This window comes from Paraburkholderia sp. GAS199, from assembly GCF_050436585.1.
Classification (GTDB): domain Bacteria; phylum Pseudomonadota; class Gammaproteobacteria; order Burkholderiales; family Burkholderiaceae; genus Paraburkholderia.
Genome location: NZ_JBNDMM010000013.1, coordinates 1 through 18,869, shown reverse-complemented (window position 1 = coordinate 18,869; position 18,869 = coordinate 1). Strand labels below are relative to the sequence as shown.

The following is an 18,869-nucleotide window of genomic DNA, read 5'->3' as shown; positions in this document are numbered from 1 at the left end:
CCCCGATGAAGCCGATCCGCTACACCATCGTTCCCAAGCTGCCCGCCGCCCATCTGTTCGAAGTCACCGTAACCGTTGCCGACCCCGATCCGCAAGGTCAGCGCTTCATGCTGCCGGTCTGGATTCCGGGCAGCTACATGGTGCGCGAATTCGCGCGCAACATCGTCACGCTGCGCGCGTTCAACGAAGCGGGCCGCAAGGTACGCGTCGAGAAAACCGACAAGCACACGTGGCAGGCCGCGCCGGTCAAAGGCGCGCTGACGCTGCGCTACGAGGTCTACGCGTGGGATATGTCGGTGCGCGCCGCGCACCTGGACGACACCACCGGCTTCTTCAACGGCACGAGCGTGTTTCTGTCGCCGCTCGGTCACGAAGAGGCGCAGTGCGTGGTCGATATCCAGAAGCCGGACGGCGCGGCGTATCGCAACTGGCGCGTCGCTACGGCGCTGCCGGAAGCGCGCGGCACGAAGCGCTACGGCTTCGGCGAGTATCGCGCGCAGAACTACGACGAACTGATCGATCATCCGGTTACGCTGGGTGAATTCGCGTTGGCGACCTTCAAGGCGCATGGCGTGCCGCACGACATCGTCATCGCCGGCCGCGTGATCGGGCTGGACATGGTGCGTCTGTCCGCCGATCTGAAGCGAATCTGCGAGGCGCAGATCGCCATGTTCGAGCCGAAGTCGAAGAAGGCGCCGATGGACCGTTACGTGTTCATGACGCAAGCCGTCGCCGACGGTTACGGCGGTCTGGAGCATCGCGCGTCGACGGCACTGATCTGCAATCGCGGCGATCTGCCGGTGGAAGGGCGCGACGCCATGACCGAGGGTTATCGCACCTACCTCGGCCTGTGCAGTCACGAGTATTTCCACACGTGGAATGTGAAGCGCATCAAGCCGGCCACCTTCGCGCCGTACGATCTGAACGTCGAAAACTACACGTCGCTGCTGTGGCTGTTCGAGGGCTTCACGTCTTACTACGACGATCTGGTTCTCGTGCGCAGCGGCCTGATTTCGCCGGACGACTACTTCGGCATGCTCGGCAAGGTGATCGGCGGCGTGCAGCGCGGCAGCGGCCGTCTGAAGCAGACCGTCGCGGAAAGCTCGTTCGACGCGTGGGTCAAATACTACCGTCAGGACGAAAACGCGCCGAACGCAATCGTCAGCTATTACACCAAGGGCTCGCTGGTTGCGCTCGCATTCGATCTGACGATTCGCGCGCAAACCGGCAACCGTAAATCGCTCGACGACGTCATGCGTCTGCTGTGGCAGCGCTTCGGTCGCGACTTCTATCGTGGCAAGCCGGTCGGCGTGCAGGAAAGCGAGATCGAGGCGCTGTTCGCGGAAGCAACCGGCGCGAAACTCGCCGAACTGTTCGCCGAAGCCGTGCACGGCACGCGCGACCTGCCGCTCGACACGCTGCTGGCGCCGTTCGGTGTCGTGCTGGCGCCGGAACAGGACAAGAACGGCAAGCCGTCGCTCGGCGCGCGCCTGCGCGGCGGTGCGGATTGCATGCTGGCCGCCGTGCACGAAGGCAGCGCGGCGCAGAAAGCGGGCTTGTCCGCGGGCGACGTGTTGATCGCCATCGACGGTTTGCGCGTGACCGGCGGGAATCTCGACGCGCTGCTGTCGCGTTATCTGCCGGGCGCGAAGGTGGAAGTGCACGCTTTCCGCCGGGACGAGCTGCGTACGACGCAAGTCAAGCTGGACGGGCCGGAAGTGGCGCGCTACAAGCTCAGTGTCAGCGACAAGCGACCGGCATCGCGTAAGGCGCGCGAGCGCTGGCTGCAAAGCTGATTGTCGTCAGTCGGCGCGCCTGCGCCGATCGATCGCGGCGGATTGTTCTACCAGTGCAACAATCCGTCGCTGCCGGATGGCTTTTTCCCAGCCCGGTAAAAAAACACAATGACTCCACTCGCGCAAAACTGCGCGCCCCAACTGGAGTCAACCATGACCACGATCCTGCAAATCAACTCGGCAGCCCGCTCGCAAGGCGCGAACTCGACGCTGCTCGTCAACGAGCTGACCGCAAAGCTGCAACAATCGAATCCGGGCGCGCAAGTCGTCGTCCGCAATCTGCAAGCCGAACCGCTGCCGCACCTGGACGACGCCGTCCTCGGCGCATTCTTCACGCCGGCTGAACAACGCACGCCGGAACAAGCGGCCATCGCTGCACGCAGCGAAGCGCTGATCGCCGAACTGCAAGCCGCCGATGTGGTCGTGATCGGCGCACCGATGTACAACTTCGGCATCTCGTCGCAACTCAAGACGTACTTCGACTTCATCGCCCGCGCCGGCATCACTTTCGCGTACACGGCGAACGGTCCGGAAGGCCTCGTGAAGGGCAAGAAGGTCTATGTCGTCTCGGCACGCGGCGGCAAGTATCTGGGCACGCCGAATGATAGCCAGACGCCGTATCTGAAGAGCTTCCTCGGCTTCCTCGGCATGACCGACGTGAACTTCATCTACGCCGAAGGCCTGAACATGGGCCCGGACGCTGCGAGCGCAGCTCTCGCCGGCGCGCGCGAAGCGATCGCCGCTGCCTGACGCACGGGTTTTTGGCGCCTCGCGGTAAAGCGGCGGCGCAAAAGAAAACGCCACGGAATGTGAATTCCGTGGCGTTTTTGTTTCTGGCGGCGTGTTGCGTCAGGCGAGCATTTGCGCTTCGTCGGGCAGACGCCAGTCGATCGGTTCGCGGCCATGCTCGGTCAGAAACGCGTTGGCCTTGGCGAAATGGCCGCAGCCGAGAAAACCGCGATGCGCCGACAACGGCGACGGATGCGGCGCTTCCAGCACGCAGTGCGACTTGCCGCCGAGCAACGCCCGTTTGGCCTGAGCATGCGCGCCCCACAGCATGAACACGAGGCCATCGTGACGCATGGCCAGTTCGTGGATCAGCGTGTCGGTGCATTTTTCCCAGCCGCGTTTGGCATGGCTCGCCGCCGCGTCGCGCTCGACCGTCAGCACGGTGTTCAGCAGCAGCACGCCCTGTTTGGCCCACGTGTCGAGGCAACCGTGACGCGGTGTGTCGTGGCCGAGACTGGCTGCGATTTCCTTGAAGATATTGCGCAGCGACGGCGGCGTGCGCACATTCGGCGCAACCGAAAAGGCCAGCCCGTGCGCCTGCGGCGTGCCGCGATCTTCGCCGTGATACGGGTCCTGACCGAGAATGACCACTTTCACTTCGTCCGGGCTTGTCAGACGCAAGGCGCGGAACACGTCGGCGGGATAAACGGTCTTGCCGGCGGCGCGCTCGCCATCGACGAAACGGCACAGCGGCGCGTAAGCGTCACTCTCGATAAAAGGCTTCAGATGCGTTCGCCACGCGGCGGGCAGCGCGGCGAACTGCGCTTCGAGCGTGGGCGGCGGCTGATCAGCGGTGACGACGCCGGCGGATGGACTAGCCGGAGCGTCGTCGGAAGACATGTCGCCGAACAGCGAGGCTTGCGGCGACTTGGGGCGGGTACGGGAAGCGGAGTTCATGGCGGGGAAGTGTCGCAGCAAACGCGCACTAGCTCAAGTTCGCGCGCACGGTACGACGCGCGCAACCGTGCGTGCGCGCGGATCAACCTGCGCGCAACTGGTATCCGCGCTGCGCTTTGCTGACGTTGTCGGGCGCGAGGCCGTCCACCTGCTTGCCGAGTTCGGCTGCGAGCGCAGTCAATGCGGCTTCGTCGCCTGACTTCAGTTCGAGTTCGACTTCGCAGATCGGCGCGCGTTGCGTTTCGCCTTCCACTTCGGCAATGACGTCGCCGCGATCGATCGCGGCTTCCACCGTCGAGCCGTCGAGTTCGACATGCCAGAGTGTGCGCGTGAAATTGGTGCGGAAGAGTTCGATCAGTTCCGGCGCGGCCTGGCGAAGCGCCTCGGCGGCGTCGGGTTCGTCGCACTCGCGCAGCAAGGCGTCGATTTCCAGCTTCTCGCCGGCCACCGGCATTTCCCATTCGTGACGGCTGTGTAAGCCGTCTTTTGCATTGCCGACCGTCTTGAAGGTTTGCAGCCAGCCGTCCGGCGTATGGCGCAGGCGCAGCGCGCTTTTCGACTTCGCCAGCGTGAGCTTAGGCGTGTCGAAGTAGATGTTCGCCAACTCGACCGGACGGCCGGCATTGCCGGTGCGCGCGACGAACCATTCGGTCGCCGCCTTCACCTGGCTAGCCGGCAAAGCCAGCTTGATTTCACGTTCCATTGCCATGGCGTGCTCCGCTTCGTGCGTTGAACGCGGGAACCGCGCTTAGAAGAACATCCGCGCAAGTTCCACACCCGGCTCATCGGCGCGCATGAACGCTTCGCCGACCAGGAACGTGTGCACGTCCATGGCCCGCAGGCGCTCGACGTCGACACGCGACAGGATGCCGGATTCCGTCACGACGATGCGGTCGTCGGGAATCGATTCGAGCATGCCGATCGTCGTTTCGATGGAGGTTTCGAAAGTACGCAGATTGCGATTGTTGATGCCGATCAGCGGCGTCTTCAAGGTGAGCGCTTCCATCAGCTCGTTGCTGTCGTGCACTTCGACCAGCACGGCCAGACCCAGCGAATGCGCAAGCGCTTCCAGATCCTGCATCTGCGATGTTTCGAGCGCGGCGGCGATCAGCAGGATCGCATCCGCACCCATCGCGCGGGCTTCGACGATCTGATATGGATCGACGATGAAATCCTTGCGCAACACCGGCAGACTGCAGGCGGCGCGTGCTTCCTCGAGATAGGCAACGCTGCCCTTGAAGAATTGCACGTCGGTGAGCACCGACAGACACGCCGCGCCGTGTTTCTCGTACGAACGCGCGATGTCGGCCGGCACGAAGTCTTCGCGCAGCACGCCTTTCGACGGGCTCGCCTTCTTCACTTCGGAGATCACGGCGGCGAGACCGGCCGCATGCTTCGCGCGCAACGCGCCGACGAAATCGCGAATGTCGCGCGACGCGGCTTCGAGGCGCAATTCTTCGAGCGGCGCGCTCTGTTCGGCCGCGCGGACTTCTTCACGTTTGACCGCGATGATGCGGTCCAGAATGTCGCTCATAGATATCTCGCTACGTGGTTACTGCTTGAATTGCTGGGTGAAGCGGACGAGTTCGTCGACCTTGGATCGAGCCTTGCCGCTGGCGATGGCTTCGCGCGCGAGCTGGATGCCGTCCGCGATCGACGAAGCCACGTTGGCCGAATACAGCGCCGTGCCCGCATTCAGCGTGACGATCTCACGCGCCACGCCGGGCTTGTTGTCGAGCGCGTCGAGCAGCATGGATTTCGACTCGGCGGCGTCTTCCACTTTCAGCGTACGGTTCGACACCATCTGCATGCCGAAGTCTTCCGGATGGATTTCGTATTCGCGCACCTCGCCGTCACGCAGTTCGCCCACCTGCGTGGCTGCGCCGAGCGAGACTTCGTCCATGCCGTCCATACCGTACACCACCAGCACGTGCTTGGCGCCGAGGCGCTGCATCACGCGCACCTGAATCCCGACGAGGTCGCCGTGAAAGACGCCCATCAGCTGATTGGGGGCGCCGGCCGGATTGGTCAGCGGCCCGAGAATGTTGAAGAGCGTTCGCACGCCGAGTTCGCGGCGCACCGGCGCGATGTTCTTCATGGCGGGATGATGGTTCGGCGCGAACATGAAGCCCATGCCGGTTTCCGCGATCGACGCCGCAACCTGTTCCGGCTGCAGATCGATATTCACGCCGAGTGCTTCCAGAACGTCTGCGCTGCCCGACTTGCTCGACACGCTGCGGCCGCCGTGTTTGGCGACTTTCGCGCCGGCAGCGGCCGAGACGAACATCGTGGCGGTGGAAATGTTGAAGGTGTGCGCGCCGTCGCCGCCGGTCCCGACGATATCGACGAAGTTCGAGTTGTCCGGCACCTCGACGTGCCGGGCAAATTCACGCATCACCGTGGCGGCGGCGGTGATTTCGCCGATAGTCTCTTTTTTGACGCGCAAGCCGGTGATGATTGCCGCCGCCATCACGGGCGAGAGTTCGCCGCGCATGATGAGGCGCATCAGATGCAGCATTTCGTCGTGAAAAATCTCGCGGTGCTCGATGGTCCGTTGCAGCGCTTCCTGGGGCGTAATCGTCATGATGTCGTCTCGCTTCATCAGGCAGTGCGGTGGGCCATCTTCGCTTTCGACTGCTTCACGAAGTTTTCGAGGAGCGCATGGCCGTGTTCGGACAGGATCGATTCCGGGTGGAACTGTACGCCTTCCACCGCGAGTTCCTTGTGACGCACGCCCATGATCTCGCCGTCTTCGGTCCATGCCGAGACTTCCAGGCAATCGGGCAGCGACTCGCGTTCGATCGCGAGCGAGTGGTAACGCGTCACCACGAAGTGTTTCGGCAGGTCGCTGAACACGCCTTTGCAGTCGGTTTCGATCGTGCTGACCTTGCCGTGCATGATGGTTTGCGCGCGCACCACGCGGCCGCCGAAGGCTTCGCCGATCGCCTGATGGCCGAGGCAGACGCCGAGAATCGGCGTCTTGCCGCTGAATTCGCGCAGCACATCGAGCGTGATGCCGGCGTGTTGCGGGTTGCTCGGGCCGGGCGAAAGGCAGATGCGCTCGGGGTTGAGCTTCGCGATTTCGTCCAGCGTGATTTCGTCGTTGCGGTAGGTGCGCACGTCTTCGCCGAGTTCGCCGAAGTACTGCACCAGGTTGTAGGTGAACGAGTCGTAGTTGTCGATCATGAGCAGCATGGTGTGTCTCCGGTCAGAAGTCGCTATCGAGGCCGTCTTGAACCTGCTCGGCGGCGCGCAGAACGGCGCGCGCCTTGTTCTCGGTTTCTTGCCATTCGGATTCCGGCACCGAATCCGCGACCACACCCGCTGCCGCCTGCACATACAGATTGCCGTTCGCGATCACGCCGGTGCGGATCGTGATGGCCAGATCCATTTCACCGGTGAACGACAGATAACCGACCGCTCCGCCGTACAGGCCGCGCTTCACGGGTTCGAGTTCGTCAATCAGTTCCATCGCGCGGACCTTCGGCGCGCCCGACAGCGTGCCGGCCGGGAACGTGGCGCGCAGCACGTCGAAGTTGGTGGTGCCGGGTTTGAGCTTGCCTTCCACGGAACTCACGATGTGCTGCACGTGCGAATACTTTTCGATCACCATTTTGTCGGTGACGACCACTGAGCCGATCTGCGCGATACGGCCCACGTCGTTGCGCGCGAGGTCGATCAGCATGACGTGCTCGGCGATTTCCTTCGGATCGTTCAGCAGTTCGGTGGCCAGTTCGGCGTCGCGTTCCGGCGTATTGCCGCGCGGACGCGTGCCGGCCAGCGGACGAATCGTGACGATGCGGTCTTCGCCGCGCTTTTCCTGACGCACCAGAATTTCCGGCGACGCGCCCACCACGTGGAAATCGCCGAAGTTGTAGTAATACATATACGGCGACGGATTCAGCGAACGCAGCGCGCGATACAGCGAAAGCGGATTGTCGCGATACGGCTTGGTCAGACGTTGCCCGACCTGCACCTGCATCAGTTCGCCCGCGGCGATGTATTCCTTCGCCTTGCGCACGGCCGCGAGGTAATCGTCTTTTGCGAACTCACGGTAGGTTTCGGTGCGCACGCTCGCCGACGTGACCGGCGGCTGCACGGTCGTACGCAGACGCTGGCGCAGCTCGCGCAGACGTTGTTTTGCTTTCGTGTAAGCCTCGGCCTGCGTCGGATCGGCGTACACCACGAGGTAGAGCTTGCCCGCGAGGTTGTCGATCACCGCGACTTCTTCGGTGAGCAGCAACTGGATGTCGGGCAGGTTCAGATCGTCTTTCGGCACGGTGTGCGCGAGTTTTTTCTCGATGTAGCGAACCGCGTCGTAACCGAAGTAGCCGGCCAGACCACCCGCGAAGCGCGGCAGGCCGGGGCGTTGCGCCACCTTGAAGCGAGCCTGGAATTGCTGGATGAATTCGAGCGGATCGCCTTCGTGCGTTTCGACGACCTTGCCGTCGCGCACCACTTCCGAGACGCCGTTGCGGGTGCGCAGCAGCGTGCGCGCCGGCAGTCCGATGAACGAGTAGCGGCCGAAGCGTTCGCCGCCCACCACCGATTCCAGCAGGAACGAGTTGGCGCCGTTACGTTCGGACTGCGCCAGCTTCAGGTACAGCGAGAGCGGCGTTTCGAGGTCGGCGAGCGCTTCGGCGATCAGCGGAATACGGTTGAAACCCTCGTTGGCGAGGGACTGGAATTCGAGTTCGGTCATGTTCCGATCCTGTTCATAGGTCCGGCGGCAGCGTGCGTCGGACAAAGCGGGGCGCGGCGCCCCCGGTCAGGCGTTCGTTCGATTGTTCGACACGAGATAGGTCTGACCGGCGCGACTTTCCCACCGACGCATGCAACGGGTTTCAGCGCGCAAATGTACTTTTTGGGTACACGTAGGCCAAATCAACCGGTGCAGCGAAACAAGGTGATGGGAAAAACGCGTGAGCGCAGCGAAGTAAAAAACGGTTGCCGAAGACGAGCTTCAGCGTACCTCAGGCGAGGTTAGCGCGACCAGCGACGCCAGGGCCAGGCTCCCCGGTCGATGCTAATCAGACTCCGTTTTTTATTCAGAAACATGAGGATGAAGGACTTTTCAAGTCGTGGAATGGTGCGCTGCGATCGCCTTGGCGGCATCCAGCAGCGAGACAACTATACCATCGGATTTTATTTCTTGTATAGCGCGCCCATGGTTGTAGCCGTACGGGACGGTGAGCGTTGCCATACCCGCCGCGCGGCCCGCCAGCGCGTCGTTTTCCGAGTCGCCGATGGCGACCGTGGCTTGCGGCGCGATGCCGAGTTGCGCTGCGGCGGTGAGCATGGGCAGCGGATCGGGCTTTTTCAGCGGCAGACTGTCGCCGCCGAGCACCACGCTGAAATACTGGCTGAGACCGTATTGCTCCAGCAACTCCACCGCGAAACGATGCGGCTTGTTGGTCACGCAGGCGAGCTTGAGGCCGGCGTCGCGCATGGCCGCGAGACCGGCTTCGACGTCCGGATACAAGCGCGTGTGCACGCCGTTGATTTTGGCGTATTCCGCCTGATAGATCGCCAGCGCTTCGTCGAAACGGTCTTGCGCGTGTTGCGCTTCGAAGCGCGGTTCCAGCACACGGCGAATCAGATTCTCCGAACCCTTGCCGATGTAGTCCATCACTTCTTCGCGCGAAGTTCCGGCCGCGTCGAGTTGCGCGAGCATGCCGTTCAGCCCGGCGGTGAAGTCGTCGGCGGTGTCGACCATGGTGCCGTCGAGGTCGATGATCGCGGCTTGCAGACGCGGGCCGGTGAACTGGGGAGCAGGGTACGGAGCGGTCATGGTGTCGGAGGCTGGTTTTGGTGGACGCTTCAGTGCCGGATTCAGTGCTCGATATGAGCGAGCGCCGCGCGCATCTTGTCGATCACGGCCTTGTGATCCGGCGCGCCGAAGATGGCCGAACCGGCCACGAACGTGTCCGCGCCTGCCTCCGCGATTTCCGCGATGTTGTCGACCTTGACGCCGCCGTCCACTTCCAGATGAATCTCGCGGCCGGTGCGCTCCTTGTACTCGTTGATGCGCCGACGGGCTTCGCGCAGCTTGTTGAGCGCCTCGGGAATGAACGACTGGCCGCCGAACCCCGGATTCACCGACATGATCAGGACGAGGTCGAGCTTGTCCATCACGTGATCCAGGTAATTCAGCGACGTAGCCGGATTGAACACGAGGCCGGCCTTGCAGCCGTGATCGCGGATCAGCGACAGCGTGCGGTCGATGTGGTCCGAACCTTCCGGATGAAAGCTGATGAGGTTCGCGCCCGCTTTCGCGAAGTCCGGCACGATGCGGTCGACGGGACGCACCATCAGGTGCACGTCGATCGGCACATCGACGTGCGGCCGGATGGCTTCGCAGACGAGCGGTCCGATCGTCAGGTTCGGCACGTAATGGTTGTCCATCACGTCGAAGTGGATCCAGTCGGCGCCGGCGGCGACGACGTTGCGCACTTCCTCGCCAAGGCGGGCGAAGTCGGCGGACAGAATGCTGGGAGCGATGCGGAATTGCGTCATGGCGGGGGAGGATGCAAGCGGGAAAACGCCATTTTACCGGTTTGTGCGTGTGGAAGCCGGTTCGTCGCGCGTAGTCCGGCGCGCCGCAAAACGCCTGGATGGGGCCGGTCCAGAGGGATTTGTCCGGTTGCGGCCCTGCCGCGCATGAAGCAGAATGCCAATCCATAAGCGCTGCTTCGCCGGTGCGCCCGCAAACCGTTGGCGTTCGGGCTTCCCGCGGGTCTCACGCCCCTCGTTTTATCAGACCGGAATCAGGATGAGCCAGTACGAATTCAGCGTGTCGTCGCAGGTGCAATATCTGCCCGAAGAGTCGGACCCGGAGCGCCGCCAGTACGCATTTGCGTACACGCTGACCATCCGTAACAGCGGCCAGGTGCCCGCTCAACTGATCGCGCGTCACTGGGTCATTACAGACAGCGAAAAGAACGTGCAGGAAGTGAAAGGGCTCGGCGTGGTCGGGCATCAACCTTTGCTCAAACCGGGCGAGCATTTCGAATATACGAGCTGGGCGGTGATTGCCACGCCGGTTGGTACGATGCGCGGCGAGTACTTTTGCGTCGCCGAAGACGGCGAACGTTTCGACGCGCCGGTGCCGGAGTTCATTCTGCGCATGCCGCGTACTTTGCATTGAACCGAGAGGGTGACACGCGGTCTTTAGAAAGCTCGCTGCGTAGCGCTACGGCAATGACCGCGGTTATTGCGGCTTCTGCTGTTTTTGCTGCTCGGCAGTGTTTGAAAGGCGCGCACGTGCAGCCTTTTTCTTGCCCGACGACGTCCACACGACGATGAAGACGAGCAGGAAGAGCGCGAGGAGCGACTCCAGCGCGAAGATGAGCATCGGGTATTCGTCGAACAGATCAGACATGGCGGTTTCCATCAAGAACGAACATTGTATGCGTTTTATCCGCCGCGCCGGAGCATGGCTCGGCACGCTTTCGGTTGCAGTGCTGCTGGCTTCGTGCGGTGGTGGCGGCGCGGTCCGGCCGTCGGTTTCGCCGCCCACGGGCGCGGCGATCATACCCGGTCAGATAGCCGCAACGCGGCTTACCGCCGTTGCCTGGCAACAGGTGCCGGGCTGGCAGGACGACTCGCTGATCGGCGCCACCGCGGCGTTGCGCCAGAACTGTGTGCGGCTCGCGCGCCAGGCGAACTGGGCGCGTGCCTGCGCTGCGGCCTCGCAGATCGACGATCTCGACGTGACCAGCGCACGCGCTTTTTTCGAGGCCTACTTCACGCCTTTCCAGTTGGCCAATAGCGACGGTACGCTCGACGGCCTCGTCACCGGTTATTACGAGCCTTTGCTGCGCGGTTCGCGCACGCGCCATGGTGTGTACCAGACTGCGCTGTACCGCTGGCCGTCCGCGTATCGCACCGGTGCGCCGCTGCCCGCGCGCGCGCAACTCGAACGCGCCGGCGTGCTCAACGGTAATGAACTCGTGTGGGTCGACGATCCGATCGAGGCGTTCTTTTTGCAGGTGCAGGGATCGGGACGCATCGTCATGGAAGACGGCAGTGTGATGCGCCTTGGCTTCGGCGGGACCAATAACCAGCCGTATAAATCGATTGGCCGCTGGTTGCTGGATCGCGGTGAACTCACGCCCGCTCAGGCCACCATGCAGGGCATCAAGGCGTGGGCGCGTTCGAACCCGACGCGTGTCGACGCATTGCTCGACACGAATCCGCGCTTCGTTTTCTTCCGCGAAATGCCGTCTGGCGAAAACGCGCCGAGCGGCGGCGCGGATGGTCCGATCGGCGCGCTCGGCGTGCCGCTGACACCGGAGCGCTCCATCGCGGTCGACCCGTCTTCGATTCCGCTCGGCACGCCGGTGTTTCTGCAGACAACCCGGCCGCTCACGAACTCGCCGATGAACCGGCTCGTCTTTGCCCAGGACACCGGCTCGGCGATCAAGGGCGGCGTGCGCGCCGACTACTTCTGGGGTCTCGGCGACGACGCCGGCGATCTGGCCGGCAAGATGAAGCAGGGCGGCCGGATGTGGCTGTTGCTGCCTAACTCGTAACGTCCCGTCTGGCTGGTGCTTAACTTGTGCTGAAAGCCTGAATCCGCGGTTTGCGCCGCGAATTCGGGGTCTCCGCTCAGAGCCCGGACGTGCGTTTGTCGACGACGCGCCGTGCTTTGCCCACCGAGCGCTCGATTCCATTCACGCCCAGCACGTTGACCACGGCGCTCACGCCGATCAGCGCCTTGATGTCGTAGGCGAGCGCCTGCTTGGCGGTGCTGAGCGCAACGGTATCGGGCGCGGTTTCCGGGCAGGGCTCGACGTTCAAGGTCAGCACGTCCAGCGGACCTTCCTTGGTCAGCACGATCTGATAGTGCGGAGCCAGCGCGTGCTGCTTGAGCAGGAGTTCTTCGATCTGCGTGGGGAAAACATTCACGCCGCGCACGATCATCATGTCATCCGAGCGGCCCGTGATTTTTTCCATGCGGCGCATGGTGCGCGCCGTGCCGGGCAAAAGACGCGTCAGATCGCGTGTCCGGTAACGGACGATCGGCAGCGCTTCTTTGGTGAGGGACGTGAAGACCAGTTCGCCCAGTTCGCCGTCCGGCAAAACCTCACCGGTTTCAGGGTCGATGATCTCGGGATAGAAGTGGTCTTCCCAGATGGTCGGGCCGTCTTTCGTTTCGACGCATTCCGATGCCACGCCCGGTCCCATCACTTCCGAAAGACCGTAGATGTCCACGGCGTCGATACCCATGCGTTTCTCGATTGCCTGACGCATGTCGTTGGTCCACGGCTCCGCGCCGAAGATGCCGAGGCGCAGCGAACAGTCGGCCGGATCGATGCCTTGACGCTCCAGCTCGTCGGCAATCGAAAGCATATAGCTCGGCGTGACCATGATGATGTCCGGCCGGAAATCCTGGATCAGTTGCACCTGCTTTTCGGTTTGACCGCCGCCGAATGGAATGACTGTCAGGCCCGCGCGTTCGGCGCCGTAGTGCGCACCGAGGCCGCCCGTAAAGAGCCCGTAGCCGTAGCTCACGTGGACCTTGTCGCCGCGCCGCGCACCGGCGGCTCGCACCGAGCGCGCGACCAGGTTGGCCCACGTGTCGATGTCGCGCGCGGTGTAGCCCACCACGGTCGGCTTGCCCGTCGTACCCGACGAAGCATGAATGCGCGAGACCTGCTCCTGCGGCACGGCGAACATCCCGAACGGGTAGCTGTCGCGCAGGTCCTTCTTGGTCGTGAACGGAAAGCGCGCGAGGTCCGCAAGAGTCTTCACTTCACTCGGATGAACCCCCGCTTCGTCGAACTTGCGACGATAGACCGGCGAGTTTTCATACGCGTGATTGAGCGACCATTTGAGCCGCTCGAGTTGAAGTGCGGCGAGTTCGTCGCGGCTGGCGGTCTCGATGGGATCGAGCGGAAGGGCGGTGGTCATCGAATGTCTCCTTGCTGCCTCAATGCCTGGTTTGGTGCTTGAGTCGGTACGGTGCGTCTTGCACGGTTAAACGGGTGACGGGCTGCTATCTATGCGCCTTTCAGTCGCCCGTTGGAATCAGATTGCCTTTGATTTGCGCTGACTTCCCGCGGAACATCGCCACGGTTTCCGCCGCACGATTGGTCACGCGAATGTCGTAGATGCCGGTGCGCCCGCTCAGCGTCTGCTCGACCGCTTCCGCCGTCAGAACTTCGCCGCGCGGCACCGGCCGCAGGAACTCGATCGAGCAACCGGCTGCAACGGTATTGATGTTGTACGAGTTGCAGGCGAAAGCGAACGTCGAATCGGCCAATGTGAAAATCAGACCACCGTGGCAGATTTCATGACCGTTCAGGAAGTCGTCACGCACGGCCATGCGCAGACGCGCGTAGCCGGGACGCACTTCGAGTATTTCGATGCCGAGCGCCTTGCTGCATGCGTCGTTTTCGTACATGGCAACAGCGGTGGCCTGAGCGAGTTCGTCTGGCGTCATCGAGGCTGCGGATTTCGGTTGGGTCGACATGTCAGCGGCCCTCGAAGCGTGGTGCGCGTTTTTCGACGAATGCCTGCACGCCTTCGGCGTAATCATGCGAAGCGCCGAGTTCACGCTGCAGGTCGCGCTCCAGATCGAGTTGCTGATCCAGTGTCTGCGTGGCGGCTGCGCGCATGGCTTGTTTGATGCCGGCGATGGCGCGCGTGGGTTGCTGGGCGAGGTGCGTTGCGAGTTTGCTCGCCGCGGCGGCCAGTTCGGCGTCGTCGACGGTTTGCCAGATGAGCCCCCAGCTTTCGGCTTTTTCCGCGCTGAGTTTGTCGCCCGTCGTGGCGAGGCCCAACGCGCGGGCCATGCCGACGCGCTGCGGCAAGAACCAGGTGCCGCCAGAATCCGGCACGAGGCCGATCTTCACGAATGCCTGAATGAAACTGGCCGAGCGAGCTGCGAGAACCAGATCGCACGCCAGCGCGAGATTGGCGCCGGCGCCGGCTGCCGTGCCGTTGACGGCGGCGATCACGGGCAACGGCAGAGCCTGCAAGCGGCGAATCAGCGGATTGAAGTGATCGTCGATCAGGGCGCCGAGGTCCGTCATGGCGCCAGGCGTGAAGTCGAGATCCGCGAGATCCTGGCCGGCGCAGAAACCGCGGCCTGCGCCCGTCAACACGAGCGCGCGGGCGCCGAAGGATTCGACCTCGTCGAGCGCCGCGCTGAGTTCGCCGTGCATGGCGCGCGTAAAGCTGTTGAGTTTGTCCGGCCGGTTCAGCGTGATGGTCGCGACACGGCTCGATGCGTCGAGATCGATGCGAATGGCGTCATACGACATTGGGTGTCTCCTCAAAGTCTCTTTGACCAATGAATTGGCCGCGCACGGATCAGAGCCGTTCGATTGCCAGCGCGATGCCCTGGCCGACGCCGATGCACATCGTGCAAAGCGCGAAGCGGCCGTTGATTCTTTCCAGTTGATAAAGCGCGGTGGTGATCAGCCGTGCGCCCGATGCGCCGAGCGGATGTCCCAGTGCAATTGCGCCGCCGTTGGGATTGACGCGCGGATCGTCGTCGCGCAAACCGAGCGTGCGCAACACGGCGAGCCCTTGCGAGGCGAACGCTTCGTTGAGTTCGATCACGTCGAATTGCTCGAGCGTCATGCCAAGTTGCTTGAGCAGCTTTTGCGTTGCAGGTGCCGGGCCGATGCCCATGATGCGCGGCTCGACGCCGGCGGTTGCCATGCCGATTACGCGAGCGCGGCGACGCAGGCCGTACTGATCTGCAGCCTCGGCGTTGGCAAGCAGCAGCGCGCACGCGCCGTCGTTGACTCCCGACGCGTTGCCGGCAGTTACGCTGCCGTCGGGACGCACGACGCCTTTGAGCTTGCCGAGACTTTCCAGCGACGTCTCACGCGGATGCTCGTCTTGCGTCACGCGCACGGGGTCGCCTTTCTTCTGCGCAATTTCGACGGCGACGATCTCGTGAGCGAGGGTGCCGTCGCGTTGGGCACGCGCCGCTTTTTGCTGGCTCGCGAGCGCGAAAAGATCCTGATCGGCACGGCTGATGCCGAACTCGACTGCGACGTTTTCCGCGGTTTCGGGCATCGAGTCGACACCATACTGGCGTTTCATCAGCGCGTTGACGAAGCGCCAGCCGATCGTGGTGTCGTAGATTTCCGCTTGCCGCGAAAAGGCGCTGTTGGCTTTGCCCATCACGAACGGAGCGCGCGTCATGCTTTCGACGCCGCCGGCAATCATCAATCGCGCTTCGCCTGCCTTGATGGCGCGAGCAGCGGTGCCGACCGCGTCCATGCCCGAGCCGCATAGCCGGTTGATGGTTGCGCCCGGAGCCTGCGTGGGCAAACCGGCCAGCAACGCCGACATGCGCGCGACGTTGCGATTGTCTTCGCCGGCCTGGTTGGCGCAGCCGTAGATCACGTCGTCGACGGCGCTCCAATCCACGTCCGGATTGCGCTCGATCAGCGCCTTGATCGGAACCGCACCGAGGTCGTCGGCGCGTACGTCTTTGAGGGCACCGCCGTAGCGGCCGACCGGAGTGCGAATCGCATCGCAAATGAAGGCGTCGTTCATGTGGATTCCTGCGGTAGCGGACCGGCGTGAGATGCCGATCCGATGTCTCATGTTAGTTGTGACGCACGGCTCGGTCCATTCGGCCAAACGTCATAGGACGAAAGCCGTGCGTTTGCCCTATGACTTTCAGCCAGCTACCGCCGGCGCCGCTTTCGGTTCAACATGAACGCGGCTTTGGACTACGCGGAAGCGGTTGGCAACAAAGGCGGCGTCGGCCAGCGCGGCGTTCGCCGCGGGGTTGGCGCCCGTGCCGTGGAAGTCGGAGAAGGCGGCCGACTGATTGACGAAAACACCGCCCGTCAGGTTGATCGACAGCGCAACGCCGCCGCGGATCGACGCTTCGTGTGCTTCTTCGAGTACGGCTTCGTCCGTGCTGTACACGGACAAGGTCAGTGCGCCATGTTCGGCGGCGATCGAGCCGGCCAGTTCGAGCGACTGCGCCGTCGAATCCGTCGCGATGACGAACGAGATCGGGCCGAACCATTCTTTGGTGAACTGCGCGTTGTCGGTGGCGGCGTCCAGTTGAAGCACGAGCGGCGTACGCACGCGTGCACCGGCAAACGCCGGGTGTTCGAGCGTCTGGCTGGCGGCGAGCACGCGGCCAAGCTTGCCTGCTTCTTCGATACGCTGCGTGACGCCTTCGTTCTGGATCGCACCGATCAATTCGACGGCACGCGCCGGATCGGCAACCAGCTTCTGGACCGCGCCGGCAATGGCCTGAGCTACTTCGTCGAAGCTGAGCGTGCCTTCGGCGGTACGGATACCGTCGCGCGGTACATAGATGTTCTGCGGCGCCGTGCACATCTGGCCCGAGTACAGCGCGAGCGAGAAAGCGATATTGCGGGCAACACCTTTGATGTCGTCGGCGGAGTCGATCACGATCTGGTTGACGCCGGCCTTCTCGGTGTAGACCTGCGCCTGGTGCGCATTTCGTTCCAGCCACGTGCCGTTTTGCGAGCTGCCGGTGAAGTCGATCAGCTTGATTTCCGGACGCACGGCCAGCGCTTGCACGAGCGGGCCGTCGTTCGGCTCGGTAGCGAGCAGTGTGACGACATTCGGATCGAAGCCGGCTTCGCGCAGCACGTCACGCGCAATTCGGACGGTCAACGCCAGCGGCAGGATCGCGCCCGGGTGCGGCTTGACGATCACGGTGTTGCCGGTGGCGAGGTCGGCGAAGAGGCCCGGATAGCCGTTCCAGGTCGGAAACGTGCAGCAGCCCAACACGAGGCCCGTGCCACGCGGAACGACCGTGTAGCGCTTGTGCATGGCCAGCGGCGGGTTTTTGCCCTGCGGCTTTTCCCAGTGTGCTTCGCCCGGAATCCGGCGCAACTCGTCCCACGCATAGACCACGGCTTCGAGCGCGCGGTCTTGCGCGTGAGGACCGCCTGCCTGGAAGGCCATCATGAAAGCCTGGCCAGTGGTGTGCATCACGCTGTAGCCGATTTCGAAACTCGCACGATTCACGCGCGCGAGGATTTCCATGCTCACGCCGACCCACGCCGTGGGGCCAGCCTTGCGCCAGTCTTTCTGCGCGGCAGCGGCGGCGGCAATCAGCGTGTCGGGATCGGCCTTTGGATAACGGATGCCGAGCGGAATGCCGAATGGCGAAACTTCCGCGCCGACGGTTTCGCCGGTGGACGGCTGGTCCAGTTCGAAGGTCTTGTTCAGATGCGCTTTGAAGGCCGCTTCGCCGTCCGCGTTGGCTGTTTCCCCGTACACTTTCGGACTGGGCATTTCGACGAACGGGCTCCAGTAGCCGCGTGTTTCGACCGCGGTGAGAGCCTTTTGCAGCGTGGCTTCGTGCTTGGTGAATAACGGATGTGTCATGGCAGAGGGCTTGGGCTGTACGTTGGGGAAAGCCTGTCGAATAATTGACCGACCGGTTGGTTGGGGAATGTTAGCATTATTGGGACGGCCGCGCGAAGCGTTTTCGCGTGTCATTTATCTAGGAGGCTGCATGGCGTACGAGAACATTCTGGTTGAGACGCGGGGACGGGTGGGGCTGGTTACCTTGAATCGTCCGAAGGCTTTGAACGCATTGAACGACGCGTTGATGGACGAGCTGGGTGCGGCACTGCAGGCGTTCGACGCGGACGAGGCGATCGGCGCGATCGTCATCACCGGTAGTGAAAAGGCATTCGCCGCGGGCGCCGACATCGGCATGATGGCGACCTATACCTATATGGACGTCTACAAAGGCGACTACATCACCCGCAACTGGGAAACAGTGCGATCCATCCGCAAACCGATCATTGCCGCGGTGGCGGGCTTCGCGCTGGGCGGTGGCTGCGAGCTGGCCATGATGTGCGACATGATTTTTGCCGCCGACACCGCCAAATTCGGGCAGCCGGAAATCAAGCTCGGCATCATGCCGGGAGCCGGCGGTACGCAAAGACTGCCGCGCGCCGTTTCCAAGGCGAAGGCCATGGACCTCTGTCTGACCGCCCGCTTTATGGATGCTGCCGAGGCCGAGCGCGCCGGACTGGTTTCCCGGGTGATTCCGGCAGCCTCGTTGATTGACGAAGCACTGGCCGCCGCCGCGACCATCGCCGAATTCCCGCTGCCTGCTGTGATGATGGTGAAGGAGTCCGTCAATCGGGCATACGAGACGACGTTGTCAGAAGGCGTGCATTTCGAGCGCCGACTGTTCCATTCGCTGTTCGCTACCGAAGACCAGAAAGAGGGAATGGCTGCGTTTGTCGAAAAACGCAAACCGGTTTTCAAGCATCGTTAATACGCCTGTCAAAATAACGCTTGCCAGGCCCGTCGCGGGTCGCTAGAATCTCGCTCTTTCGTGCTTCGGATACCGGGGCACGGGGAAGCGGGAGAGCCAGCAATGGCGGGGGTTTGCGGTGAGTCGGGCGG

19 protein-coding genes are annotated in these 18,869 nt (G+C 63.1%); 5 read left to right on the top strand and 14 right to left on the bottom strand.

Features of this window, described 5'->3' with window-relative positions; all coding sequences use genetic code 11:
- Nucleotides 1-5: 5 nt before the first annotated feature.
- Entirely contained in the window at nt 6-1,796 is a 1,791-nt protein-coding gene (locus tag P3T18_RS34530; protein WP_429304479.1) for a M61 family metallopeptidase, read from the top strand.
- Nucleotides 1,797-1,949: 153 nt separating this feature from the next.
- Entirely contained in the window at nt 1,950-2,546 is a 597-nt protein-coding gene (locus P3T18_RS34525; RefSeq protein WP_429304478.1) for an FMN-dependent NADH-azoreductase, read from the top strand.
- Between the two features lie 99 nt (nt 2,547-2,645).
- On the opposite strand, the gene P3T18_RS34520 is transcribed toward P3T18_RS34525, so the two are convergent.
- The 8 genes from P3T18_RS34520 to rpe all read right to left on the bottom strand — a co-directional run bounded on the left by P3T18_RS34520 (nt 2,646) and on the right by rpe (nt 9,998).
- Nucleotides 2,646-3,482 carry a uracil-DNA glycosylase gene (locus P3T18_RS34520; protein ID WP_429304477.1) on the bottom strand — a complete coding sequence of 279 codons (837 nt, stop codon included), beginning with the start codon at nt 3,480-3,482 and terminating at the stop codon, nt 2,646-2,648.
- An 82-nt stretch (nt 3,483-3,564) separates the two neighbouring features.
- Entirely contained in the window at nt 3,565-4,191 is a 627-nt protein-coding gene (locus P3T18_RS34515; protein ID WP_429304476.1) for a CYTH domain-containing protein, read from the bottom strand.
- Between the two features lie 39 nt (nt 4,192-4,230).
- Nucleotides 4,231-5,016: an indole-3-glycerol phosphate synthase TrpC gene (gene trpC, locus P3T18_RS34510; RefSeq protein WP_429304475.1), complete on the bottom strand. Its 786-nt coding sequence runs from the start codon at nt 5,014-5,016 to the stop codon at nt 4,231-4,233.
- 18 nt (nt 5,017-5,034) lie between these two features.
- Nucleotides 5,035-6,066 (bottom strand): anthranilate phosphoribosyltransferase, encoded by a 1,032-nt coding sequence (gene trpD / locus P3T18_RS34505; RefSeq protein ID WP_429304474.1) that lies wholly within the window; start codon nt 6,064-6,066, stop codon nt 5,035-5,037.
- 17 nt (nt 6,067-6,083) lie between these two features.
- Nucleotides 6,084-6,677: an aminodeoxychorismate/anthranilate synthase component II gene (locus P3T18_RS34500; RefSeq protein ID WP_429304473.1), complete on the bottom strand. Its 594-nt coding sequence runs from the start codon at nt 6,675-6,677 to the stop codon at nt 6,084-6,086.
- A gap of 13 nt (nt 6,678-6,690) precedes the next feature.
- Complete coding sequence (gene trpE / locus P3T18_RS34495) at nt 6,691-8,184, bottom strand: anthranilate synthase component I (protein WP_429304472.1); 1,494 nt, start codon at nt 8,182-8,184, stop codon at nt 6,691-6,693.
- 372 nt (nt 8,185-8,556) lie between these two features.
- On the bottom strand, nt 8,557-9,273 hold the full coding sequence (locus tag P3T18_RS34490; RefSeq protein WP_429304471.1) for a phosphoglycolate phosphatase: 717 nt from the start codon (nt 9,271-9,273) through the stop codon (nt 8,557-8,559).
- Nucleotides 9,274-9,314: 41 nt separating this feature from the next.
- On the bottom strand, nt 9,315-9,998 hold the full coding sequence (gene rpe, locus P3T18_RS34485) for a ribulose-phosphate 3-epimerase (protein ID WP_429304470.1): 684 nt from the start codon (nt 9,996-9,998) through the stop codon (nt 9,315-9,317).
- Nucleotides 9,999-10,254: 256 nt separating this feature from the next.
- Here rpe and apaG point away from each other — a divergent pair, with 256 nt between their 5' ends.
- Nucleotides 10,255-10,629 carry a Co2+/Mg2+ efflux protein ApaG gene (gene apaG, locus P3T18_RS34480; protein ID WP_429304469.1) on the top strand — a complete coding sequence of 125 codons (375 nt, stop codon included), beginning with the start codon at nt 10,255-10,257 and terminating at the stop codon, nt 10,627-10,629.
- 63 nt (nt 10,630-10,692) lie between these two features.
- On the opposite strand, the gene P3T18_RS34475 is transcribed toward apaG, so the two are convergent.
- Nucleotides 10,693-10,863, bottom strand: a complete 171-nt coding sequence (locus P3T18_RS34475; protein WP_429304468.1) for a hypothetical protein — start codon at nt 10,861-10,863, stop codon at nt 10,693-10,695.
- Between P3T18_RS34475 and mltA the strand changes: the two genes are divergently transcribed.
- The gene (gene mltA, locus P3T18_RS34470) at nt 10,784-12,016 is read left to right on the top strand and encodes a murein transglycosylase A (RefSeq protein ID WP_429304467.1); all 1,233 of its coding nucleotides are present in this window, start codon (nt 10,784-10,786) and stop codon (nt 12,014-12,016) included. The genes P3T18_RS34475 and mltA overlap by 80 nt on opposite strands.
- A 76-nt stretch (nt 12,017-12,092) precedes the next feature.
- On the opposite strand, the gene paaK is transcribed toward mltA, so the two are convergent.
- The 5 genes from paaK to paaN all read right to left on the bottom strand — a co-directional run bounded on the left by paaK (nt 12,093) and on the right by paaN (nt 17,831).
- Nucleotides 12,093-13,397 (bottom strand): phenylacetate--CoA ligase PaaK, encoded by a 1,305-nt coding sequence (gene paaK, locus P3T18_RS34465; protein ID WP_429304466.1) that lies wholly within the window; start codon nt 13,395-13,397, stop codon nt 12,093-12,095.
- Nucleotides 13,398-13,497: 100 nt separating this feature from the next.
- Nucleotides 13,498-13,959 (bottom strand): hydroxyphenylacetyl-CoA thioesterase PaaI, encoded by a 462-nt coding sequence (gene paaI, locus P3T18_RS34460; protein ID WP_429304465.1) that lies wholly within the window; start codon nt 13,957-13,959, stop codon nt 13,498-13,500.
- 1 nt (nt 13,960) lies between these two features.
- Nucleotides 13,961-14,752 carry a 2-(1,2-epoxy-1,2-dihydrophenyl)acetyl-CoA isomerase PaaG gene (gene paaG / locus P3T18_RS34455; RefSeq protein WP_429304464.1) on the bottom strand — a complete coding sequence of 264 codons (792 nt, stop codon included), beginning with the start codon at nt 14,750-14,752 and terminating at the stop codon, nt 13,961-13,963.
- Between the two features lie 49 nt (nt 14,753-14,801).
- Nucleotides 14,802-16,004 (bottom strand): 3-oxoadipyl-CoA thiolase, encoded by a 1,203-nt coding sequence (gene pcaF / locus P3T18_RS34450; protein WP_429304463.1) that lies wholly within the window; start codon nt 16,002-16,004, stop codon nt 14,802-14,804.
- Nucleotides 16,005-16,130: 126 nt separating this feature from the next.
- A complete protein-coding gene (gene paaN, locus P3T18_RS34445) occupies nt 16,131-17,831 on the bottom strand; it encodes a phenylacetic acid degradation protein PaaN (protein ID WP_429304462.1) in 1,701 nt (566 codons plus the stop codon).
- Nucleotides 17,832-17,961: 130 nt separating this feature from the next.
- On the opposite strand from paaN, the gene P3T18_RS34440 reads away from it, so the two are divergent.
- Nucleotides 17,962-18,738 (top strand): enoyl-CoA hydratase, encoded by a 777-nt coding sequence (locus P3T18_RS34440; RefSeq protein ID WP_429304461.1) that lies wholly within the window; start codon nt 17,962-17,964, stop codon nt 18,736-18,738.
- Nucleotides 18,739-18,869: the final 131 nt, after the last annotated feature.